This is a genomic window from Variovorax sp. LjRoot175 (assembly GCF_964253805.1).
In the GTDB taxonomy this organism is placed as follows: domain Bacteria; phylum Pseudomonadota; class Gammaproteobacteria; order Burkholderiales; family Burkholderiaceae_C; genus Variovorax.
This window is the reverse complement of record NZ_CAXURY020000001.1, coordinates 872501-893595: the sequence shown is the minus strand read 5'-3', so window position 1 is coordinate 893595 and position 21095 is coordinate 872501. Positions and strand designations below refer to the sequence as shown.

19 protein-coding genes and 2 rRNA genes are annotated in these 21095 nt (G+C 63.2%); 11 read left to right on the top strand and 10 right to left on the bottom strand.

What is annotated here, in order from left to right:
• Window positions 1-19: 19 nt before the first annotated feature.
• Genes ACSQ89_RS04475 through ACSQ89_RS04465 form a run of 3 tightly spaced genes read right to left on the bottom strand, consistent with a single transcriptional unit; the run spans window position 20 to window position 1586 of the window.
• Window positions 20-220 carry a DUF6494 family protein gene (locus ACSQ89_RS04475; RefSeq protein WP_093109463.1) on the bottom strand — a complete coding sequence of 67 codons (201 nt, stop codon included), beginning with the start codon at window positions 218-220 and terminating at the stop codon, window positions 20-22.
• A gap of 19 nt (window positions 221-239) precedes the next feature.
• Window positions 240-869 (bottom strand): 2OG-Fe(II) oxygenase family protein, encoded by a 630-nt coding sequence (locus ACSQ89_RS04470; RefSeq protein ID WP_436293814.1) that lies wholly within the window; start codon window positions 867-869, stop codon window positions 240-242.
• A gap of 42 nt (window positions 870-911) precedes the next feature.
• Window positions 912-1586 carry a redoxin domain-containing protein gene (locus ACSQ89_RS04465; protein ID WP_436296099.1) on the bottom strand — a complete coding sequence of 225 codons (675 nt, stop codon included), beginning with the start codon at window positions 1584-1586 and terminating at the stop codon, window positions 912-914.
• A 164-nt stretch (window positions 1587-1750) separates the two neighbouring features.
• Here ACSQ89_RS04465 and ACSQ89_RS04460 point away from each other — a divergent pair, with 164 nt between their 5' ends.
• From ACSQ89_RS04460 to ACSQ89_RS04435, 6 genes are all read left to right on the top strand, one after another.
• Complete coding sequence (locus ACSQ89_RS04460) at window positions 1751-2338, top strand: NAD(P)H-dependent oxidoreductase (RefSeq protein WP_436293816.1); 588 nt, start codon at window positions 1751-1753, stop codon at window positions 2336-2338.
• A gap of 32 nt (window positions 2339-2370) precedes the next feature.
• On the top strand, window positions 2371-3237 hold the full coding sequence (locus tag ACSQ89_RS04455) for a creatininase family protein (protein ID WP_093109459.1): 867 nt from the start codon (window positions 2371-2373) through the stop codon (window positions 3235-3237).
• A gap of 67 nt (window positions 3238-3304) precedes the next feature.
• Window positions 3305-4300, top strand: a complete 996-nt coding sequence (locus tag ACSQ89_RS04450) for an ABC transporter substrate-binding protein (protein WP_244503970.1) — start codon at window positions 3305-3307, stop codon at window positions 4298-4300.
• Between the two features lie 7 nt (window positions 4301-4307).
• Window positions 4308-5150: an ABC transporter ATP-binding protein gene (locus tag ACSQ89_RS04445; protein ID WP_093109458.1), complete on the top strand. Its 843-nt coding sequence runs from the start codon at window positions 4308-4310 to the stop codon at window positions 5148-5150.
• Complete coding sequence (locus ACSQ89_RS04440) at window positions 5147-5953, top strand: ABC transporter permease (RefSeq protein ID WP_093109457.1); 807 nt, start codon at window positions 5147-5149, stop codon at window positions 5951-5953. The genes ACSQ89_RS04445 and ACSQ89_RS04440 overlap by 4 nt, the downstream gene beginning before the upstream one ends.
• 7 nt (window positions 5954-5960) lie before the next feature.
• Window positions 5961-7319 carry an FAD-binding oxidoreductase gene (locus tag ACSQ89_RS04435; protein WP_436293817.1) on the top strand — a complete coding sequence of 453 codons (1359 nt, stop codon included), beginning with the start codon at window positions 5961-5963 and terminating at the stop codon, window positions 7317-7319.
• On the opposite strand, the gene lnt is transcribed toward ACSQ89_RS04435, so the two are convergent.
• The 4 genes from lnt to ACSQ89_RS04415 form a co-directional block, all read right to left on the bottom strand.
• The gene (lnt, locus tag ACSQ89_RS04430; RefSeq protein ID WP_436293818.1) at window positions 7279-8853 is read right to left on the bottom strand and encodes an apolipoprotein N-acyltransferase; all 1575 of its coding nucleotides are present in this window, start codon (window positions 8851-8853) and stop codon (window positions 7279-7281) included. The genes ACSQ89_RS04435 and lnt overlap by 41 nt on opposite strands.
• Complete coding sequence (locus tag ACSQ89_RS04425; protein WP_093109454.1) at window positions 8850-9728, bottom strand: HlyC/CorC family transporter; 879 nt, start codon at window positions 9726-9728, stop codon at window positions 8850-8852. The genes lnt and ACSQ89_RS04425 overlap by 4 nt, the downstream gene beginning before the upstream one ends.
• A gap of 72 nt (window positions 9729-9800) precedes the next feature.
• Complete coding sequence (locus ACSQ89_RS04420) at window positions 9801-10526, bottom strand: GNAT family N-acetyltransferase (protein ID WP_436293819.1); 726 nt, start codon at window positions 10524-10526, stop codon at window positions 9801-9803.
• A 108-nt stretch (window positions 10527-10634) separates the two neighbouring features.
• Complete coding sequence (locus ACSQ89_RS04415; RefSeq protein WP_093109452.1) at window positions 10635-11108, bottom strand: Lrp/AsnC family transcriptional regulator; 474 nt, start codon at window positions 11106-11108, stop codon at window positions 10635-10637.
• 165 nt (window positions 11109-11273) lie between these two features.
• Here ACSQ89_RS04415 and hppD point away from each other — a divergent pair, with 165 nt between their 5' ends.
• Genes hppD through phhA form a run of 3 tightly spaced genes read left to right on the top strand, consistent with a single transcriptional unit; the run spans window position 11274 to window position 14121 of the window.
• Complete coding sequence (gene hppD, locus ACSQ89_RS04410) at window positions 11274-12401, top strand: 4-hydroxyphenylpyruvate dioxygenase (protein ID WP_093109451.1); 1128 nt, start codon at window positions 11274-11276, stop codon at window positions 12399-12401.
• A 27-nt stretch (window positions 12402-12428) separates the two neighbouring features.
• Complete coding sequence (locus ACSQ89_RS04405; RefSeq protein WP_436293820.1) at window positions 12429-13232, top strand: transporter substrate-binding domain-containing protein; 804 nt, start codon at window positions 12429-12431, stop codon at window positions 13230-13232.
• Window positions 13233-13251: 19 nt separating this feature from the next.
• Complete coding sequence (gene phhA / locus ACSQ89_RS04400; protein WP_436293821.1) at window positions 13252-14121, top strand: phenylalanine 4-monooxygenase; 870 nt, start codon at window positions 13252-13254, stop codon at window positions 14119-14121.
• An 18-nt stretch (window positions 14122-14139) separates the two neighbouring features.
• Here the strand turns inward: phhA and ACSQ89_RS04395 are convergent, their stop codons facing one another.
• A complete protein-coding gene (locus ACSQ89_RS04395) occupies window positions 14140-15024 on the bottom strand; it encodes an esterase/lipase family protein (RefSeq protein WP_093109448.1) in 885 nt (294 codons plus the stop codon).
• A gap of 102 nt (window positions 15025-15126) precedes the next feature.
• Between ACSQ89_RS04395 and ACSQ89_RS04390 the strand changes: the two genes are divergently transcribed.
• Together ACSQ89_RS04390 and ACSQ89_RS04385 are read left to right on the top strand one after the other, a co-directional pair.
• Window positions 15127-16818 carry an AMP-binding protein gene (locus tag ACSQ89_RS04390; RefSeq protein WP_436293822.1) on the top strand — a complete coding sequence of 564 codons (1692 nt, stop codon included), beginning with the start codon at window positions 15127-15129 and terminating at the stop codon, window positions 16816-16818.
• A complete protein-coding gene (locus ACSQ89_RS04385) occupies window positions 16815-17738 on the top strand; it encodes an MBL fold metallo-hydrolase (protein ID WP_436293823.1) in 924 nt (307 codons plus the stop codon). Before ACSQ89_RS04390 ends, ACSQ89_RS04385 begins: the two co-directional genes overlap by 4 nt.
• A gap of 74 nt (window positions 17739-17812) precedes the next feature.
• Here ACSQ89_RS04385 and rrf read toward each other — a convergent pair.
• Window positions 17813-17925: ribosomal RNA gene (rrf, locus tag ACSQ89_RS04380) — 5S ribosomal RNA — on the bottom strand.
• Window positions 17926-18043: 118 nt separating this feature from the next.
• Window positions 18044-20916: ribosomal RNA gene (locus ACSQ89_RS04375) — 23S ribosomal RNA — on the bottom strand.
• Between the last annotated feature and the right edge of the window lie 179 nt (window positions 20917-21095).

Genomic DNA, 21095 nt, shown 5'->3' with positions numbered 1-21095 from the left:
GGTCGCCGTCGGCGGACGCTCAATTCAGCTTGATGTCGCCGTCGAACCCGACCTTGAGCCCCAGCGCCGGGATCTCCAGGGTCATGGTGGCAGCAAAGGTCTCGGCGCCGGTGCCGGCGGCGACGGCCTTCGCCACCGCCTGCTCGATTTCGCGCTGCGAGCTGACGCCGACCATCTTGAGGAACTTGCGAATGCTGAGGTTGAGTGTCTCGTCGTCCATCAGGATCTCCCGGTTGGTGTTACCAGAGCGGCTTGCTCAACTGCTGCGTGAACGAAGAGAACATCACGTTGAAGCTGACGCTGATTCGTTCTTCTTCGCTCAGGTTGGCATCGACGGAGTGCTCCAGGAAGGAGGGAAACATCAGAAGCGTTCCGTTGCGCACCTTGACCACCACCTGGTCGGTGTTGTCAGCTGTCAGTTCCACGACCGGGGGCCTGATGACGGCGGTCTGGCGCCTCGGGTCATGAAAGTTGATGGCGTCGGCGCCCGGTGGGGTGCACACGTAGTAGACACCGCTCCGGAAATTATTGGGGTGGCTGTGAATCTTGTGTGCGGCGCCCTTGGCCAGCACGGTGGCCCAGCAGGCCGTGATCTCGAAGGCGGCATCGCCAATTCGCAGAAATCGCAGAAATCGCAGGATGCTCGTGACGCCGCGACGGACACACGAAACCAGGTCGCGAAAGTCCTCGCGTTCATGCACGGCCTGCCCCGACTGCCAGCCGCGGCCGGCTTCGAGCGGCGGCAGGCCGCGCCGCATGTCCGCCGGCGCTGCGAGGATGCCTCGTGCCAGCGCGTCACGCAAGCTGGCCTCGAACTGGATTTTCCAGACCAGGCTGGGAAACATCGGAATGACATCCGAGGCTTCCATGCACCGGTTGCTTTCCTTGACCATGGCCGCGCCTCGTCAGCATCACAGGCTGCCGGCGGCGGCGATGATCTGCGCCGCGCTCGGGAAGATGCTGAGGCTGTTGGGCCCGTCGAGCGCCTCGATCTGTGCCCACGCGACGATGCCGGCTCCATCGACCAGGAAGTGGCCGGCGAGCTGAGTGGCGTGGTTCGCGAGGATCGCAGTATCGACTTCGTCGAGCTCGAAGCCGTCCATGGCGTTGAGGATGGCGTTGCTTGCCATCGGCTGCGTCGGTTCCGGCAGCTCGCCGGTCGGGTTGATGCGCGCGGCTTCGAATTCCGCGATGCTCGCGCGCGAAGGCCATTCGGACCGCTCGCTGCTGCCTTCGGGCAGGAATTCGATGTGCGGCACGCCGAAGGCCTGGTGCGTGCGGCAATCCGGGTCGCTCAGAAGCATGATCGGCGTCGGGTGGTAGCGGAAGTACAGCCGGGCACGTTCGAGCGGCGTGTTGATCACGGCCAGGGTCTCGACCCCGATGGCGCGCAGCGCAGGCTGCAGGGCACCGAGCTGCATCACCTGCCGCCGGCAGAACGGGCAGTGCAGCCCGCGAAAGAAGCCGATCAGGAAGGGGCGGCCGCGCAGACCGGCAAGAGAAACTGCGCCTTCGACATTGATCGCGGGAAGCGCGAACTCGGGCGCGGGTTCTCCAGGTTGCAGCGGGCGCATAGGGTCTCCCACGGCATGTTCCTTTGTTGTGCGTTCAGGCGAACGACGGAAATTCGACCGTATCACTTGTCGAAGGAAGGCACAACGAGCAAGACCACTCCCTCTTTCGGTGCGGGATCGCTGGCATGTCGCTTGCATAAGCTGACCACTTGCTCTGATTAAGCGGTCAAACACCCATGCGCGTGCTCGTCGTCTACTGCCACCCGGTCGAAACCAGCTTCCACGCCGCCCTGCACCAGGAAGTGCTGCGCAACCTGCGCGCGGCCGGGCACGAGGTGGACGATTGCGATCTCTACGCCGAAGGCTTCAATCCCGTGCTCTCGCGCGAGGAGCGCCTGGGCTACCACGAGGTGCCGAGAAACCAGTTGCCGCTCAGGCCCTACATCGAGCGGCTGCAGTGGGCCGAGGGCATCGTGTTCTGCTTTCCGACTTGGTGCTTCGGCCTGCCGGCGATGCTCAAGGGCTACTTCGACCGCCTCTTCATGCCGGGCGTGGCCTTCGACCTCAGCGACCCGGCCAACGTGAAACCGATGCTGACGCACATCAAGCGCATCTCGGCCGTCGTGACCTACGGCCGCCCGCGCTGGGTGGCCTGGTACATGGGCGACCCGCCGCGCAAGATCGTGACGCGCTACATGCCGCGCCTCACCGGCCGGCAGGCGCGCGTCGACTACCACGCGCACTACCACATGAACGTGGCGACCGAGCCCCAGCGCAAACGCTTCATGCAGCGCGTCGGCAACGCGATGGCGCGCTTCGCCTGAGCACACCTCCCTCTTCCCACACAGGACGCCCCATGCTCCACGGCTACATCCCGCCCCACCGCTTCCTGCCCTACCTGAGCTGGACCGAGATCGACGCGCTGCCCGACCGCGAGAACACGGTGATCGTGCTGCCCTGCGGCGCGATCGAGCAGCACGGGCCGCACCTGCCCTGTTCGGTCGACAGCGTGATTTCCTCCGGCGTGATGGGCAAGGCGCTCGAGCGCCTGCCGGCCGAGGTGCGCGCCTTCGCTCTGCCGACCATCACCTACGGCAAATCGGAAGAGCACCTGCACTTTCCCGGCACCATGACGCTGACCGGCACCACCTTGCTCTCGACCGTGACCGAGATCGGCGAGTCGGTCTACCGCGCCGGCTTTCGCAAGCTGCTGTTCGCCAACGGCCACGGCGGCCAGCCGCAGGTGCTGGAGATGGCCGCGCGCGAGCTGCGCCTGCGCCATGGCGACTTCGTGGTCGTGCCGCACGGCGTCTCGCGCCTGCCCAATGCCTCGAGCAGCCAAATCAGCGAACAGGAAAAGAAGCTGTCGATGCATGCCGGCCATTCCGAGACCGCGCTGATGCTCGCGCTCGCGCCCGACACGGTGCACATGGAACGCGCCGCGGCCAACTTTCCGCCGCCCTTCCCGATCAAGCTGCTGTCGGCCGACGGCCGCCCGGCCTGCGCCTGGACCGCGCGCGACTTCGGCCCGAGCGGCGTGATCGGCGACCCCACCAGCGCCACGCGCGAACAGGGCGAAGAGATCCTCGACACGCTCGCCGCGAGCTGGGTGCAGGCGCTGACCGAGCTCTACGCGCTGCGCTGGGTGGTGCGCGAAGAAGCCACCTGGGAGCGCGGGCACCAGCAGGGCTTCATCCAGTCCGCTTTCCAGCCCATTGCCTGAGGCCCGCTACTTGCATAGAGCGCCCGTTTCCATCGTTCTTTTTTTCCCACCGAGAGAGGTCCACACCATGCGCCACCATCCTGCTTTCCGCTTCGGTCAACTGGCTGCCGCAGCCGCCCTCGCCTTCGCTGTCGCCGCCCCGGCGCAAGCCCAGGACAAGTTCACCTACATGACGAACTGGTATGCGCAGGCCGAGCATGGCGGCTTCTACCAGGCGGTCGCGCAGGGCATCTACAAGAAGTACGGGCTGGACGTCACCATCAAGATGGGCGGCCCGCAGGTCAACATCACGCAGATGATGGCCGCCGGCCAGGCCGACTGCATCATGGGCTCGAGCGACATCCAGATGATGCAGGTGCGCGAAGGCGGCGTGCCGGTGGTCAACGTGGCGGCTTTCTTCCAGAAAGACCCTCAGGTCCTGATCGCGCACGACGACGTCAAGAAGTTCGAGGACCTGAAGGGCAAGACCATCCTGATCGGCTCGCAGGCCAACCGCGGCTACTGGCCCTGGCTGAAGGCCAAGTTCGGCCTCACCGACGAACAGACGCGGCCCTACACCTTCAACATCCAGCCCTTCGTGGCCGACAAGAACACCGCGCAGCAGGGCTATCTGACCTCCGAGCCCTATGCGATCCAGAAGGCGGGCGTGAAGAGCACCGTGCTGATGTTCAGCGACCACGGCTTTCCGGCCTACGCGACCACGGTGTCGTGCATGGACAAGACCGTGAAGGAGCGCAGCAAGCAGGTGGCGGCCTTCGTCAAGGCCTCGGCCGAGGGCTGGAAAAGCTACCTGGCCGACCCGGCGCCGGCCAACGTGCTGATCAAGAAGGACAACCCCAACATGACCGACGACCAGCTGGCCTACAGCGTCGCCAAGCTCAAGGAGATGGGCATGGTCACCGGCGGCGATGCCGCGACGATGGGCATCGGCGTGATCACCGATGCGCGCGCCAAGGCGAGCTACGACTTCCTGGTCGCCGCCAAGCTGCTCGACCCGGCCAAGGTCGAGATCGCGAAGACCTACACGACCGAGTTCGTGAAGGACGCCAAGGTCCTGCCCTGACATCGTCATGAATCGCATCGAGCCCGCTGTCCTCGCGCCGCCCGCGGCACCCGCTGTACCCGCCATGCCCGCGGTCGAGGTGCTCTCGGCGGAGAAGACCTACCCCAACGGCACTCAGGCGCTGCTGCCGGTGGACCTCGCCATCGCAGAAGGCGAGTTCGTCACGCTGCTGGGCCCCTCGGGCTGCGGCAAGAGCACGCTGCTCAAGATGGTGGCCGGCATGCTGGAGCCGAGCGACGGCCGCCTCCTGCTGTGGCGCAAGCCGGTGGCCGAGCTCCACAGCTGCGCCCACAAGATGGCCTTCGTGTTCCAGTCGCCGACGCTGATGCCCTGGGCCAGCGTGCGCAGCAACGTGCGCCTGCCGCTGGATCTGGCCGGCGTGCCGCGCAAGGAGGCCGACGCCCGCGTCGCGGAGGCGCTCGAGCTGGTGGGCCTGGACAAGTTCGCACAGGCTTTGCCGCGCGCGCTCTCCGGCGGCATGCAGATGCGCGTGTCGATCGCGCGCGGGCTGGTGACCCAGCCCGACCTGCTGCTGATGGACGAGCCCTTCGGCGCGCTGGACGAGATCACGCGCCACAAGCTCGATGCCGAGCTGCTCGACCTCTGGCGCAAGAAAAAGTTGACCGTGATCTTCGTCACCCACTCGATCCACGAGGCGGTGTTCCTGTCGAACCGCGTGATCATGATGGCGGCGCGGCCGGGCCGCGTGGTCGAGCAGGTCCTGATCGACGAGCCCTATCCGCGCAGCGCCGACTTCATGGTCTCGCCGCAGTTCAGTCGCTATGCGAAGCGGCTGCAGGACAGCCTGCTGCGCGCCAGCAATGGCACGCACGAGGAGTCCGCGGTTTGAGCGCGCGGCTGCCTCTTCTGCAGCAGCCGCGCGCGCAGCGCGTGCTGTATCCGGTGCTGGTGGGCGTGGTGCTGCTCGCACTGTGGCAGGGGTTGGTCACGGCCATGGAGCTGCCGCCCTACCTCGTGCCCTCGCCCTACCTGATGATGAAGACGCTCATCGCCGACTGGGTGCCGCTCGGAAACGCGCTGCTCGTCACGCTGAAGATCACCGTCCTGTCCTTCGTGGCGGCCACGATCGCGGGCGTGCTGATCTCCTTCCTCTTCGTGCAGAGCAAGCGCATCGAGACCGCGCTCTTTCCCTATGCCGTGCTGCTGCAGGTGACGCCGATCGTCGCAGTGGCGCCGCTCATCATCATCTGGGTCAAGAACCCGACCGCTGCGATGGTGGTGTGCGCGGCGCTGGTCGCGCTGTTCCCGATCATCAGCAACACCACGCTCGGCCTGCGCAGCGTCGAGCCCGACCTGCAAAGCTACTTCAAGCTCAACCGTGCGACGCGCTGGCAGCAGCTGGTGCGCCTGCGCATTCCGAGCGCGCTGCCCTACTTCTTCGGCGGGCTGCGCATCTCGAGCGGCCTGGCGCTGATCGGCGCCGTCGTGGCCGAATTCGTGGCAGGCACCGGCGGCTCCGGCGCGGGGCTGGCCTACCAGATCCTGCAGGCCGGCTTCCAGCTCAACATCCCGCGCATGTTCGCGGCCTTGCTGCTGATTTCATTGACCGGCGTCGCGCTGTTCGTGCTGATGGCCTGGCTCACCAAGCTCGCGCTCGGCTCCTGGCACGCGAGCGAACTTTCACAAGACTGATTTCTTCATGATCGCGCCCGCATCCGCCATCGAGCAATTGCATCTGGAACTGCCCGAACTCGACTGGATCACCGACGAGAGCCGCATCGCCCGGCTCTCGCAGGACTTCTCGTGGTTCAGCCCGGTGCTGCAGCGCCAGCTGAAAGACAAGCGCGCGGATGCCGTGGTGCGCCCGCGCACCGAAGACGAGATCCGTGCGGTGGTGAGCGCCTGCGCGCGCCGCGGCGTGCCGATCACGATCCGCGGCAGCGGCACCGGCAACTACGGCCAGACCACGCCGCTCGCAGGCGGCGTGGTGCTCGACATGACGGGCTACAACGCCATGCAATGGGTGCGCCCCGGCGTGGCGCGCGCACAGGCGGGCATCCGGCTCGGCGAGCTCGAGAAGCACACGCGGCCTTCGGGCCAGGAACTGCGCTGCGTGCCCTCCACCTACCGCAGCGCGACATTGGGCGGGCTCTTCGGCGGCGGCTTCGGCGGCGTGGGTTCGATCAACTACGGGCCGCTGGGCGCCACCGGCAATGTGCTGGGCCTGCGCGCGATGACGATCGAGGCCGAACCGCAGGTCGTCGAGCTGCGCGGCGCGGAAGCCTTGCGCATGCACCACCTTTGGGGCACCAACGGGCTGGTGCTCGAGCTCGAGGTGGGGCTGGCACCGGCCCATCCGTGGCTGGAGAGCCTGGTCGTCTTCAAGTCCTTCGACCAGGCGCTGGCCTTTGCCGATGCACTCGCCCATGCACCGGGGATCGTCAAACGCGAGGTCGCCTTCTTCGGAAGCCCGGTGCCGGACCACCTGGCGCAGCTGGCCGAGCATCTGCTGAAGGGCTGCCATGCGGTGCTCTCTCTGGTGGCCGAATCCTGCGAGGCGCCGATGCTGGAACTCGTTGAAGCGCACGGCGGCACGGTGAGCTACCGCAAGACGGCCGAGGAGGTGCAGAAGAGCAACCGCACGCTGATGGAGTTCACCTGGAACCACACGACGCTGCATGCCCTCAAGGTCGACAAGAACCTGACCTATCTGCAAAGCGGCTTCACGCCGGGACAGCATGTGCAGCAAGTCGCCGAGATGGAGCAGTTGTTCGCGGGCGAGGTCATGATGCACCTGGAGTTTCTGCGCACTGCCGCAGGCCTGATGACCTGCAGCGGGCTGCAGCTGGTGCGCTTCACGACCGAGGAGCGGCTCGACGAGATCATCCGCCTGCACCGCGAGCGCGGCGTGCACATCAACAACCCGCACGTCAACATCGTCGAGGACGGCAAGGCCGGCGGTCCGCTGCCGCCCGAGGTGATCGAAATGAAGAAGCGCTTCGACCCGCAGGGCCTGCTCAACCCCGGGAAGTTGCGCGACTGGCCTGTCGCCGGCTGAGCAGCAGCTTCGCCGCCACGATCAGCAGCGCCAGCCCCCACAGCGGCCAGAGGCCGAAGCGCGAGACCCACATCGCATAGGGCGTCAGTCCGGTGCGGCCTTCGACCTCTGCCACCAGCACGCCGCGCGTGAGCCGCGGCAGCGCATGCGTGACGCGGCCGCGGTGGTCGATGACGACGGTGGCGCCGGTGTTGGTGGCGCGCACCATCGGTCGCTGGAACTCGAGGGCACGCATGCGCGAGATGGCCAGGTGCTGGTCGATCGCGATGCTGTCGCCGAACCAGGCGATGTTGCTCACGTTGAGCAGCATGGTGGGCGCGCTGGCTTCGTCGCGAAAGTTCGCGCCGATCTCGTCGCCGAACAGATCTTCATAGCAAATGTTGGGCGCGATGCGCTGGCCCTGCCACGCGAAGGGCGGCTGCGCGAGGCCGCCGCTCTTGAAGTCGCCGAGCGGGATGTTCATCATCTCGGTGAACCAGCGGAACATCCCCGGAATGAATTCGCCGAAGGGCACGAGGTGGTGCTTGTCGTAGCGATAGGGTGTGCCCTGGCCCGGGCCGAAGCCCAGCACGGTGTTGGTGTAGAGCCGGCCATCGCCCAAGGGCAGGCCCACGATGGCGGCCTGCTTGCCGTTCGCATAGCGCGCAGCGATCGCATCGAGATAACCGGGCGGCAATTGCGAAGGCAGCAGAGGCAGCGCAGTCTCGGGCGTGATCACGAGCGATGCGGTCGCGCTCTGCAGCTGCTCGCCGTACCAGCTCAGCGCGGTCGCGATGCCGCCGCCCGGAATGAATTTCTCGTCCTGCGGGATGTTGCCTTGCAGCAGCGCGAGGCCGAGGCGGCCGCGCGACTGTGCTGCCTCATCGGCTTCGCCGCGTGCCGCGCCGATGAGAGCGGGCACGCAAAGCAGCACCAGCGCCACGGCGACCGGCGCCGCCAATGCGCGGCCGCGCGCATGGCGAAGCAACAGGGCTGCCAGCGTCGCGATGCCCGCGGCCAGCATGCCGACGCCGTAGACGCCGAGCCAGGGCACATAGGCGGCAAGCGGCCCGTCGACGTGCGCGTAGCCGCCGGCACCCCACGGAAAGCCGGTGAACAAGCTGTTGCGCAACAGCTCGGCCAAGGTCCACAGGGCCGCGAACAGCGCGGCCGCGTACGCCCGGCTGGCCGGTGCGAACGCGACGAAGAAGGCACAGGCCGCGGCGTAGTACAGCGCCAGCGCCGCAGAGAGCGCAAGCACCGCCAGCGCAGCGAGCGGCGCAGCGAGGCCGCCGTAGGTGTGCATCGAGATGAAGAGCCACCAGAAAGTGCCGCAGAGCCAGGCGGTCGCGAACAGCCAGCCGTAGAAGGCTGCGCTGCGCCACGAAGAGCGCGGGCTGGTGCGAGCCCGCAGCGCATCGAGCTGCCAGGCCAGCGCCGCGAGCGAGATCAGCTGCAGCCACCAGAGCGGCTGTCCGTTCCAGGGGGCCGCGATGGCCGCGGCCTGCGCGAGCCCCGCGATGCCGAAGCCCAGCGCGCGCGCGAGCGTTTTCAATCGGTCGCGTCGTCGCCGCGTGCGGGCGAGACCTTGAACCAGCGCACCGCGCCACCCTTGGTGTGCAGCACGACGAAGTCGAAGGCGCCCAGCGCATAGTGCTCGCCGCGCTTGGGCACATGGCCCATCTCGTGCGCGATCAGGCCGCCGATGGTGTCGAAGTCTTCGCTCAGCACTTCTTCGTCGAAAACGATGCCGAAGGCCTCCGCCACGCGCTCGATCGGCGTGTCGCCCGAGACGCGGTAGGTGCGGTCGGCCAGGCCGAAGATGTCGCCCTCGTCCTCTGCGATGTCGAACTCGTCCTCGATCTCGCCGACGATCTGCTCCAGCACGTCCTCGATGGTAATGAGGCCTGCCACGCGGCCGAACTCGTCGATCACGATCGCGAGGTGATTGCGGTTGCCGCGGAACTCGCGCAGCAGATCGTTCAGGCCCTTGCTCTCGGGCACGAAGGTGGCGGGGCGCAGCAGCGCGCGGATGTTCAGGCCCGGCGCGCGCTGCAGTTTGAGCAGGTCTTTCGCGAGCAGGATGCCGATGATGTTTTCTTTTTCCCCCTCGTACACCGGAAAGCGCGAGTGCGCGGTGTCGATCACGAGGTGCAGCAGCGCGTCGTAGGGCGCGTCGATGTTGACCAGGTCCATCCGCGGCGCCGCCACCATCACGTCGCCGGCGGTCATGTCTGCCATGCGGAGCACGCCTTCGAGCATCACGCGCGATTCGGCGCCGATCACATCGTTGTCCTCGGCATCGGCGAGCGTTTCGATCAGCTCGTCACGCGAGTCGGGGCCCGGATGGATGAATTCGGCGAGCTTCTGCAGAAAACTGCGCTTGTCTTCGCGTTCGACGGGCGCGCGTTCAGGGTGAGGGTCGGCCACTGCGGGAGGGCGGAGTTGGGGGGATCACAAGGATACCGGAAGAAGCACGTGCCTCCCCCGGTATGGCCCCGTTCAGGGCGAGGACTGGTCGCGGGCGGCGCGCACGCCGCTGCGGATTTCCTGCACGCTGGCGAGAAAAGCCCAGAACTGCTTGGCACGCGTCTTGAGTTGGAAATCGACTTCGGCGTAATGTTCCAGCGCGATCTCGCTCATGCGGCTGTCAAAGGTCGCATCGGGCAGTTGCAGGTGCGCCTCGGACTCGGAGCCGCTGCGCACCACGGTCGCACCGGCATTGCGCGCGATCTTGAGCATGGCGGCGTTCTCGCTCAGCGCGTGGATGAACAGCATGCCGACGCCTTCGTTGCGCGCGACCACCACCGCGCGTTCGAAGAGCCGCGCACCGTAGCCGCGCCCGCGCGCATGTTCGGCCACCGAGACGCCGAATTCGGCGCAATCCTTGTGCTGGTCTGCCGGGGCGAACGCGAGATGGGCCATCGCGATCAGGTCGAGACGACGGTTGTAGATGCCGAACAGCTCGTCGCGGTCGAAGTCCAGGCCGTCGACATAGCGCTGGACCTGCTCGTCGGAGGCTGCATAGCCGAAACGCAGGTAGCGATCGTGCGGCTTGAGAGCAAGAAGATGCTGCGCAATGCGGTCGCGCTCGCGTGGGCCGATCGAGCGGATCGGCACCATGACGGGTGCGGGCGCGGCGGCGCGTGGCTGGGTCTCAACCATCGGCGCTTTCAGGAAAGAGCCGAGGCCAAGCGAGGCTTTGAGGAGTGCCTTGGCGGTAAGCATGCATTCAATATAAGGGTTTTCCCCTAACCAACAAGACCATAGGGACGAATAAGTAGGTCATTGGTAAACGAATACCAATCCCGTGGGGTGCACGCAACCAATATGTTGTTACACGGGCACAGCAGTGGTCGCCTTGACCCGGTCGAGCACGAAGCTGGTCTTGCAGTCCTGCACGCTGGGGTGCTTGAGCAAGGTGTCCATGATGAAACGGCTGTAGTGCGCCATGTCGGCGACGACCACGCGCAGGAGGTAGTCCATTTCGCCCGTCAGCGCGGCGCATTCGACCACCTCGGGCCAGGTCTGGACGCTGGCGCGGAACAGGTCCATGGGGTTGCGCTTGTGGCTTTCGGTGTGCTTTTCGAGCCGGACATTGAGATAAGCCGTGAGCCCCAGGCCGACCGCTTCGGGTTTCACGAGCGCCACATAGCGGTCGATCACGCGGCTTTCCTCCAGGCGCTTGACCCGCCGCAGCACGGCGCTGGGCGAGAGGCTCACCTCTTCGGCCAGTTGGTCGTAGGTGGCGTGTCCGTCAATCTGCAGGGTGCGCAGGATAATACGATCTTGCTTGTCGAGTGCGTCCATTTCTGTATTTTCGCAGTTTTCTTGCGTTTAAGCCGCACAGCAGGCGCAATAACGCTGAAATCATGATGACTGGCGCTTTTACAGTTCAACACGGACGCTGCGCATGCGCGGCGCGACACTGAATCCCGCCCTCCCATCCTCTCGCCTTCCATTGGAGACAAGCCCATGAGCACCGCCGACGCCCCCGCCTTCACCCCTTGGGAGAATCCCATGGGCACCGATGGCTTCGAATTCATCGAATATGCCGCACCCGATCCGGCCGCCATGGGCCAGGTTTTCGAGCGCATGGGCTTCAAGGCCGTGGCCAAGCACCGTCACAAGAACGTGTTGCTGTACCGCCAGGGCACGATCAATTTCATCGTGAACGCCGAGCCGGACTCCTTTGCTCAGCGCTTCGCGCGCCAGCACGGGCCCAGCGTCTGCGCCATCGCCTTCCGCGTGCAGGACGCCAAGGCCGCCTATGAGCGCGCCATCGCGCTCGGCGCCTGGGGTTTTGCCGACAAGGCCGGCCCGGGCGAGCTCAACATTCCGGCGATCAAGGGCATCGGCGACAGCCTGATCTACCTGGTCGACCGCTGGCGCGGCAAGAACGGCGCGCAGTTCGGCGACATCGGCAACATCGGCTTCTACGACGTCGACTTCGAAGCCCTGCCCGGCCTCAGCGCGATCGAAGCGCTGGCGCCCGAGGGCAACGGCCTGACCTACATCGACCACCTGACGCACAACGTGCATCGCGGCCGCATGAACGAGTGGGCGGATTTCTACGAGCGCCTGTTCAACTTCAAGGAGGTCAAGTACTTCGACATCGAAGGCCAGGTCACGGGCGTGAAGAGCAAGGCAATGACCAGCCCGTGCGGAAAGATCCGCATCCCGATCAACGAGGAAGGCAAGGAACAGGCCGGCCAGATCCAGGAGTACCTCGACCTCTACCACGGTGAAGGCATCCAGCACATCGCAATGGGCTCGGACAATCTCTACAAGACCGTCGACGCATTACGCGCCAACGGCGTCAAGCTGCTCGACACCATCGACACCTACTACGAACTGGTGGACAAGCGCATTCCGGGCCACGGCGAAAACGTCGAGGACCTGCACAAGCGCAAGATCCTGATCGACGGCAAGAAGGACGCGCTGCTGCTGCAGATCTTCAGCGAGAACCAGCTGGGCCCGATCTTCTTCGAGTTCATCCAGCGCAAGGGCGACGACGGCTTCGGCAACGGCAACTTCAAGGCGCTGTTCGAGAGCATCGAGCTCGACCAGATGCGCCGTGGTGTGCTGGCCGCCGCACAATAGCCGCCCCATCACACACAGGAGCGCGGAATGCGTCAGACCTTTTGGATTCGCTCGTCATGGATCGCAGCCGCGGTCCTCGTCCTCGGCGGCTGCGCCATGAATCCGCAGCAGCGTGCGGGCGCGGCCTCGTCGCATCTCGACGCGGTGCAAAAGGCTGGCGTGCTTCGCATCTGCACGCCGGGCGACTACAAGCCTTTCAGCTTCCAGAAGCCGGATGCGAGCTACGAAGGGATCGATGTCGACCTGATGGCCAGCTTCAGCACCAGCCTCAATGCGAAGCCGGAATGGGTCAAGACGACCTGGGCCAATCTGCTGCCCGATCTTGCGGCCGGCAAGTGCGATCTGGCCGTGGGCGGCGTGTCGGTGACGACCGAGCGCCAGAAGCGTGCCTTCTTCAGCGCGCCCTACATGGTCAACGGCAAGACGCCGATCGCACGCTGCGCGGACGTCGCTAAGTACCAGAGCGTCGCCGACATCGACAAGCCGGAAGTGCGCGTGATCTTCAACCCGGGCGGCAGCAACGAGCGTTTCGCGCGCGCCAACTTCAGGCGCGCCAAGCTCACGATGCACGGCGAGAACGTGACGATCTTCGACGAGCTGCTCGCGAACCGCGCCGACGTCTTCGTGACCGAATCTGCCGAGGCCATCACCCAGCAGAAGCTGAAGCCGGGTCTGTGCGCCGTCAATCCCGACAAGCCGCTGCAATACGGCGAGATGGCCTGGATGCTGCCGCGCGACGACATGGCCTTCAAGGCCTATGTCGACCAATGGCTGCACCTGTCGCAAGCGGGCGGCGAGTTCCAGCGCGTGATGGACCGCTGGCTCAAGTAAGAAAACATCGGAGCTTTTCATGGAGACGCCAACAGGTGCGGTCATGCCCGCCGTCTACGGTCAATCGGAGCGCCCGCCGCGCGGCGACTATTCGCGCGGCGGCGCCGTTCTCGCCGACTACACCTGCCCGCAGGACTGGGCCAGCTACACGCCGGCCGACCACGACACCTACCGGCGTCTCTATGAACGCCAAGCCGCGCAGTTGCCGGGCCTCGCCTGCGATGCCTTCATCGCGTCGCTGCCTTCGCTCGGCGTGAAGGACCGCATTCCGCGCTTCGAGGAGATCAACGAGCGGCTCTACAAGGCGACGCGCTGGGAAGTCGTCGCAGTGCCCGGACTCATCCCCGAGTTGCCCTTCTTCACGCTACTCGCGAACCGCAAGTTCCCGGTGACGGACTGGATCCGCAAGCCCGAGGAGTTCGACTACATCGTCGAGCCGGACGTGTTCCACGATCTGTTCGGCCATGTGCCGATGCTCTTCGATCCGACCTTCGCCGACTATGTGCAGCGCTACGGCCAGGGCGGCATCAAGGCGCACGAGCTGGGTGCCGGCGAGAAGCTTGCGCGGCTCTACTGGTACACGGTCGAGTTCGGGCTCATTCGCCAGCCGGACGGCTTGCGCGCCTACGGCGCGGGCGTCCTGAGCTCGGTCGGCGAGCTGCGGCACGCGGTACGCAGCCCTGAGCCCTACCGGCTGCCGCTCGATCTGCTGCGCACCATGCGCACCCGCTACAAGATCGACAGCTACCAGAGCACCTACTTCGTCATCGACAGCTTTGCCCAGTTGTTCGAACTGACGGCGCCGGACTTCACGCCGCTCTACCAGGAACTCGCGATGCAGCCCGACATCGAGGCTGGCGTGCTGCTGCCGGGCGAATCCACGGCCTAGCTGTTTTCCCGGCGCGCTTCAGCGCGCGAGCAGGGCCAGGGTCTCGCGTCTCAACCTGGAATCGAAGGCCATCTCCACATGCGCACGCCCGTCGGCGAGACGGTTGTCGGCGCCGGGCAGCGTCGCGTTCGACGTCGGAAAGACGATGTTGTCGCAGTTCGAGTACCAGCAGGTGAAGGAAACCTGCCGCGTGCTGGCCCGCTCGCCTTCGATCTTCTGCATCCAATCGCCTCCCACTCGCATCTGGCGTCCATTGACCGTGCGGCCGAAGCGCGCGAGCCAGGTGCCGCGGTGCGGCGTGCCGATGGTGACGATGCGGTGCACGCGCGTTGGATCGGCGTCGCGCAGCCAGGCTCGGGCGGCGAGTCCACCCATGCTGTGGCAGATCAGCATCGGCGGCAGGGAGGTCGCTGCAGTCACCCGCAGGATCGCGTCGTCGATGGTCTGTGCATAGTGGTCGATCGAGCCGAAGACAGGCTCGAGATCGACCGCAACGAAGGCACGGTCGTCGGCGCGCAGTTCGCGCAACCAGGGGCTCCAGAAGCCGCGGTTGCATAGAAAGCCGTGGACCAGCACCACGCCCCTTCGACCGTTGGCCGGCAGGTGATCAGGCACGGCACGCGAATGAAAGGGCTGGTACCAGCAGAAAACGCGAGGCGCGAGCCAGCTCTCGGCCAGCCACGCCCTGATGCACTGGGGCACTCTGGCGCGGGCAAGAGGGTCGCGGCCGTTGATGCGGTAGCTCGCGACGAACTCGATCGCAAGGACGGTCGTGTGGGTACAGGTCAACGCGATGAGGCTGAGCACAGCCACGAGCGGCGACCGGCTCCACCAGATGCTCGCCCAGGCGATCGCGACAAGAAGACCGCCGAGCACAAGACACTGCTGGAGACGCGCAACCATGCGGGCGACTATCGCATGCGCGACAGATCGGGCGCCACCCTAGGACAAGCCCGCTGGCGGCAAGGCCGGACCCGCTTCGACAATCCGCGCCAAGGAGATCGCATGCAGTCATCCATATTGAAGAACTACCCGGCCGGCGTGCCGCAAGAAGTCCATCCCGAGCAGTACCGCTCGCTGGGGCAGCTGTTCGACGAATCATTCACGGGCTACGCCGAGCGGCCGTTTTCGGTGTGCATGGAACGATGGATGTCGTATGGCGAACTCGACGCGCTGTCGAAGGCGATGGGCGCATGGCTGCAGTCGCGTGGCTTGGAGCCCGGCGCGCGCGTGGCCATCATGCTGCCCAACGTGCCGCAGTTCGCCGTCACGATGTGCGGCGTGCTGCGCGCGGGCTACACCTGCGTCAACGTCAACCCGCTGTATACGGCGCGCGAGCTCGAACACCAGCTGAAGGATTCGGGTGCGACGGCGATCGTCATCCTCGAGAACTTCGCGGCGACGCTCGAGCAGGTGATCGAGCGGACGCCCTTGAAGCACGTGGTGGTCGCCTCGATGGGCGATCTGCTCGGAGGCCTTTACGGCACCTGGATCACGGTGGCCGTGCGGCATCTCGCCAAGATGGTTCCGCCATACAAGCTACCGCTGGACAACGGGCGCACCGTCACGCCCTTTCCCCAGGTCATGGCCGAGGGCAAGGGGCGTACGCTGGCCCCGGACCCCAGCACGCTCGACTCGATCGCCTTCCTCCAATACACCGGTGGAACCACGGGGCTGTCGAAGGGCGCGGTGCTGACCCATCGTAACATCGTCGCCGCGACGCTGCAGGCCGAAGCCTGGTTCACGCCCGCACTGGAACGGACGGGCGATCTGTCCAAGGTCAACAGCATTGCCGCGCTGCCGCTGTATCACATCTTCGCGCTGACGCTGTGCCTGCTCGCGATCCGCCAGGGCTCGCACCTGACGCTGATCCCCAACCCGCGCGACTTCGACAAGTTCATCGCCGTGCTCAAGAAGCGACCCTTCCACATGCTGCCGGCGGTGAACACCTTGTTCAATGCCCTGCTGATGCACCCGCAGTTCAAGACCATCGACTTCTCGACGCTCTTTGTCTCGCAGGCCGGTGGCATGGCGGCTTCCGAGGGCACCGCCCGCAAGTGGTTCGAAGCCACGGGCTGCCCGATGATCGAGGGCTGGGGCATGAGCGAGACCTGCGCGATCGGGACCAACAATCCGGTCTCCAACACCGCGTTCACCGGAACCATCGGGTTGCCGCTGCCCAGCATTGAAATCGCGATCAAGGACGACGAAGGCCGCTCGCTGCCCCCGGGGGAGGCGGGAGAGTTGTGCATCAAGGGGCCCAACGTCATGACCGGCTACTACAACCAGCCGGCCGAAACCGCGGCGGCATTCACCGCCGACGGCTTCATGCGGACCGGCGACATCGCGGTCATGCAGGAAGACGGCTACAGCCGAATCGTCGACCGCAAGAAGGACATGATTCTGGTGAGCGGGTTCAACGTGTTCCCGAACGAATTGGAAAATGTCATCTCGCTGTGCCCCGGCGTTGTCGAGTGCGCGGCGATCGGGGTGCCGGACGAGAAGCAGGGCGAGGCGATCAAGGTTTTCGTCGTCCGCAAGGATCACTCGCTGACCGAGGAGACCGTGATGCGCTACTGCAATGATCAGCTGACCGGCTACAAGCGTCCGAAGCACATCGAGTTTCGAGAGAGTCTGCCAAAGACGAATGTCGGGAAGATCCTCCGGCGCCAGCTGCGACCAGGCGCGACGGCTTGAGCGCGGCCGCTGGTCTGCCGGCGCAGCTCCAGGTTTTTGAGCGCGGATGGCTTTCGTCCAACAACATCCTCTTGGTGGGCCGTGACGAGACGGCCTTGGTCGACACCGGCTACGCGACGCATTGCAGCCAGACACTGGCGCTGGTTGAGGCCGCGCTCGGAGACCGGCCGCTCGACCTTGTGCTGAACACGCATTTGCACAGCGACCACTGCGGCGGCAACGCGGCGCTGCAGCGGCGTTATCCCATGGCGCGTACCTTCATTCCGCCGGGAGAGGCATCTCTGGTGCAAATCTGGGATGAGGATGCGCTGAGCTATCGGGCGACCGGGCAGCAGTGCCCTCGCTTTCGCTTCGACGGTCTTCTGGCGCTGGGCCGGGATGTGGTGCTGGGTGACCTGGCTTGGCAGGTGCATGCCGCGCCGGGCCACGACCCGCATTCGATCATCCTGTTCGAGCCCGGCTCACGCACCCTGATCTCGGCCGATGCGCTCTGGGAGAACGGCTTCGGCATCGTGTTTCCCGAGTTGGCAGGGGAGCCGTCCTTCGATGAGGTGGCTGCCACCCTCGACTTGATCGAAGCGCTGGATCCGGTATGCGTGATCCCGGGCCATGGGGGCGTCTTCAGCGAGGTGGCGGAAGCGCTTTCATTGGCGCGGCGCAGGCTTGAGGCTCTATCGCGTGATCCTGTCAAGCACGCCCGACATGCGCTCAAGGTGCTCATGAAATTCAAGCTGCTGGAACTGCAGACGACGAGCGTCGACGAATGGAAAAACTGGGCTCGAAGCACGCCTTACTTCGATGTCATTCGTGCGCGCTTCTTTGCCTCGTCGTCCCTCGATGAGTTGAGCGCTGAGGTTCTTGCAGAATTGGTCAAGGCCGGAGCCGCCTTTGCCGATGAGACGGAAGTCCAAAACAAGTAGCCATTCATTGCTTTTGGAATACTCAAAAGCAAAAAGCCCAACCATTTCTGGTTGGGCTTTTTGGGGCTGTAAGAGCCTGACGATGACCTACTTTCACACGGGAACCCGCACTATCATCGGCGCTGAGGCGTTTCACTGTCCTGTTCGGGATGGGAAGGAGTGGGACCACCTCGCTATGGTCATCAGGCATAAAGGGTTGCTGTATTGACTGGGTCAATACAACGAATTCATAGAGTTTGGAATCAGCTTTGAGTGTTTTGAATGCGTCAACTTGGCATAACACCTTGATCGTAGATCAAAGTTATAGGGTCAAGCCGCACGAGCAATTAGTATCGGTTAGCTTAACGCATTACTGCGCTTCCACACCCGACCTATCAACGTCCTGGTCTTGAACGACTCTTCAGGGGGCTCGAGGCCCCGGCAGATCTCATCTTGAAACGAGTTTCCCGCTTAGATGCTTTCAGCGGTTATCTCTTCCACACTTAGCTACTCGGCAATGCCACTGGCGTGACAACCGATACACCAGAGGTGTGTCCACTCCGGTCCTCTCGTACTAGGAGCAGGCTTCCTCAAATCTGCAGCGCCCACGGAAGATAGGGACCAAACTGTCTCACGACGTTTTAAACCCAGCTCACGTACCTCTTTAAATGGCGAACAGCCATACCCTTGGGACCGGCTACAGCCCCAGGATGAGATGAGCCGACATCGAGGTGCCAAACACCGCCGTCGATATGAACTCTTGGGCGGTATCAGCCTGTTATCCCCAGAGTACCTTTTATCCGTTGAGCGATGGCCCTTCCATACAGAACCACCGGATCACTATGTCCTGCTTTCGCATCTGCTCGACTTGTCAGTCTCGCAGTTAAGCACGCTTATGCCATTGCACTATCGTCACGATGTCCGACCGTAACTAGCGTACCTTCGAACTCCTCCGTTACGCTTTGGGAGGAGACCGCCCCAGTCAAACTGCCTACCATGCACTGTCCCCGATCCAGATAATGGACCTAGGTTAGAACCTCAAACACACCAGGGTGGTATTTCAACGTTGGCTCCACAAGATCTAGCGACCCTGCTTCAAAGCCTCCCACCTATCCTACACAGATCTGTTCAAAGTCCAATACAAAGCTACAGTAAAGGTTCATGGGGTCTTTCCGTCTTTCCGCGGGGAGATTGCATCATCACAAACATTTCAACTTCGCTGAGTCTCAGGAGGAGACAGTGTGGCCATCGTTACGCCATTCGTGCAGGTCGGAACTTACCCGACAAGGAATTTCGCTACCTTAGGACCGTTATAGTTACGGCCGCCGTTTACTGGGACTTCAATCAAGAGCTTGCACCCCATCATTTAATCTTCCAGCACCGGGCAGGCGTCACACCCTATACGTCCACTTTCGTGTTTGCAGAGTGCTGTGTTTTTAATAAACAGTCGCAGCCACCGATTTTTTGCAACCCATTCATGCTCCGTTGTTCACTTCACACTAATAGGGCACACCTTCTTCCGAAGTTACGGTGTCAATTTGCCGAGTTCCTTCTCCTGAGTTCTCTCAAGCGCCTTAGAATACTCATCTCGCGCACCAGTGTCGGTTTGCGGTACGGTCGTGTGTAGCTGAAGCTTAGTGGCTTTTCCTGGAACCTCGTTCAGTCACTTCACCAGCAAGCTGGCTCGATCGTTGGCCTCGGTATATGACGGGCGGATTTGCCTACCCATCGCCTACTTCCAACTAAACCGGGATATCCAACACCCGGATGACCTATTAAGATCCGTCCCCACATCGCACTACACATCGGTACAGGAATATTGACCTGTTTCCCATCAGCTACGCATCTCTGCCTCGCCTTAGGGGCCGACTCACTCTACGCCGATGAACGTTGCGTAGAAAACCTTGCGCTTACGGCGAGGGGGCTTTTCACCCCCTTTAACGCTACTCATGTCAGCATTCGCACTTCTGATACCTCCAGCACGCTTTACAACGCACCTTCACAGGCTTACAGAACGCTCTCCTACCACTTGCAATAAATTGCAAATCCGCAGCTTCGGTAACTGGCTTAGCCCCGTTACATCTTCCGCGCAGGACGACTCGATCAGTGAGCTATTACGCTTTCTTTAAATGATGGCTGCTTCTAAGCCAACATCCTGACTGTTTTAGCCTTCCCACTTCGTTTCCCACTTAGCCAATTTTAGGGACCTTAGCTGGCGGTCTGGGTTGTTTCCCTCTTGAGTCCGGACGTTAGCACCCGGTGCTCTGTCTCCCAAGCTGTACTCGTCGGTATTCGGAGTTTGCCTTGGTTTGGTAAGTCGCCATGACCCCCTAGCCAAAACAGTGCTCTACCCCCGACGGTAATACTTGAGGCACTACCTAAATAGTTTTCGGAGAGAACCAGCTATTTCCAAGTTTGTTTAGCCTTTCACCCCTATCCACAGCTCATCCGCTAGTTTTGCAACACTAGTCGGTTCGGACCTCCAGTACCTGTTACGGCACCTTCATCCTGGCCATGGATAGATCACTTGGTTTCGGGTCTACACCCAGCGACTGGACGCCCTATTCGGACTCGATTTCTCTACGGCTTCCCTATTCGGTTAACCTTGCCACTGAATGTAAGTCGCTGACCCATTATACAAAAGGTACGCCGTCACCCCTTACGAGGCTCCGACTTTTTGTAAGCACGCGGTTTCAGGATCTATTTCACTCCCCTCCCGGGGTTCTTTTCGCCTTTCCCTCACGGTACTAGTTCACTATCGGTCGATGATGAGTATTTAGCCTTGGAGGATGGTCCCCCCATATTCAGACAGGATTTCTCGTGTCCCGCCCTACTTGTCGTTAGCTCAGTACCACACAGGTCTTTTCACGTACGGGGCTATCACCCGCTATGGCCAGCCTTTCCAAGCTGTTCCGTTAAGTCTTGTGCTATCACTAACAGGCTCTTCCGATTTCGCTCGCCACTACTTTCGGAATCTCGGTTGATGTCTTTTCCTCGAGCTACTGAGATGTTTCAGTTCACCCGGTTCGCCTCGCATGACTATGTATTCATCATGCGATACCTTTCGGTGGGTTTCCCCATTCGGAAATCTCCGGATCAAAGCTAATTTGCCAGCTCCCCGAAGCTTATCGCAGGCTATCACGTCCTTCGTCGCCTATCATCGCCAAGGCATCCACCACGTGCTCTTATTCACTTGACCCTATAACTTTGACGTTTCTTCACAGAAACCAAAATCATTTCAAGGAATATGTCAGGTCTTTCACCTGACGCGTTATGCCGTCTTCATACTTTCGATTTGACTCGAAATTGAAGTTCATTTGACGCAATCAAAAATTCATGTCGCTGATGGCACGGTCTGCACTAAACCTTTACGAATGT

Excerpts from the sequence above, each read along its gene's own strand:
- ACSQ89_RS04475 (WP_093109463.1), bottom strand. The coding sequence starts at position 220 with ATGGACGACGAGACACTCAACCTCAGCATTCGCAAGTTCCTCAAGATG.
- ACSQ89_RS04470 (WP_436293814.1), bottom strand. The coding sequence starts at position 869 with ATGGAAGCCTCGGATGTCATTCCGATGTTTCCCAGCCTGGTCTGGAAA.
- ACSQ89_RS04460 (WP_436293816.1), top strand. The coding sequence starts at position 1,751 with ATGCGCGTGCTCGTCGTCTACTGCCACCCGGTCGAAACCAGCTTCCAC.
- ACSQ89_RS04455 (WP_093109459.1), top strand. The coding sequence starts at position 2,371 with ATGCTCCACGGCTACATCCCGCCCCACCGCTTCCTGCCCTACCTGAGC.
- ACSQ89_RS04450 (WP_244503970.1), top strand. The coding sequence starts at position 3,305 with ATGCGCCACCATCCTGCTTTCCGCTTCGGTCAACTGGCTGCCGCAGCC.
- ACSQ89_RS04445 (WP_093109458.1), top strand. The coding sequence starts at position 4,308 with ATGAATCGCATCGAGCCCGCTGTCCTCGCGCCGCCCGCGGCACCCGCT.
- ACSQ89_RS04435 (WP_436293817.1), top strand. The coding sequence starts at position 5,961 with ATGATCGCGCCCGCATCCGCCATCGAGCAATTGCATCTGGAACTGCCC.
- ACSQ89_RS04420 (WP_436293819.1), bottom strand. The coding sequence starts at position 10,526 with ATGCTTACCGCCAAGGCACTCCTCAAAGCCTCGCTTGGCCTCGGCTCT.
- ACSQ89_RS04415 (WP_093109452.1), bottom strand. The coding sequence starts at position 11,108 with ATGGACGCACTCGACAAGCAAGATCGTATTATCCTGCGCACCCTGCAG.
- hppD (WP_093109451.1), top strand. The coding sequence starts at position 11,274 with ATGAGCACCGCCGACGCCCCCGCCTTCACCCCTTGGGAGAATCCCATG.
- ACSQ89_RS04405 (WP_436293820.1), top strand. The coding sequence starts at position 12,429 with ATGCGTCAGACCTTTTGGATTCGCTCGTCATGGATCGCAGCCGCGGTC.
- phhA (WP_436293821.1), top strand. The coding sequence starts at position 13,252 with ATGGAGACGCCAACAGGTGCGGTCATGCCCGCCGTCTACGGTCAATCG.
- ACSQ89_RS04395 (WP_093109448.1), bottom strand. The coding sequence starts at position 15,024 with ATGGTTGCGCGTCTCCAGCAGTGTCTTGTGCTCGGCGGTCTTCTTGTC.
- ACSQ89_RS04390 (WP_436293822.1), top strand. The coding sequence starts at position 15,127 with ATGCAGTCATCCATATTGAAGAACTACCCGGCCGGCGTGCCGCAAGAA.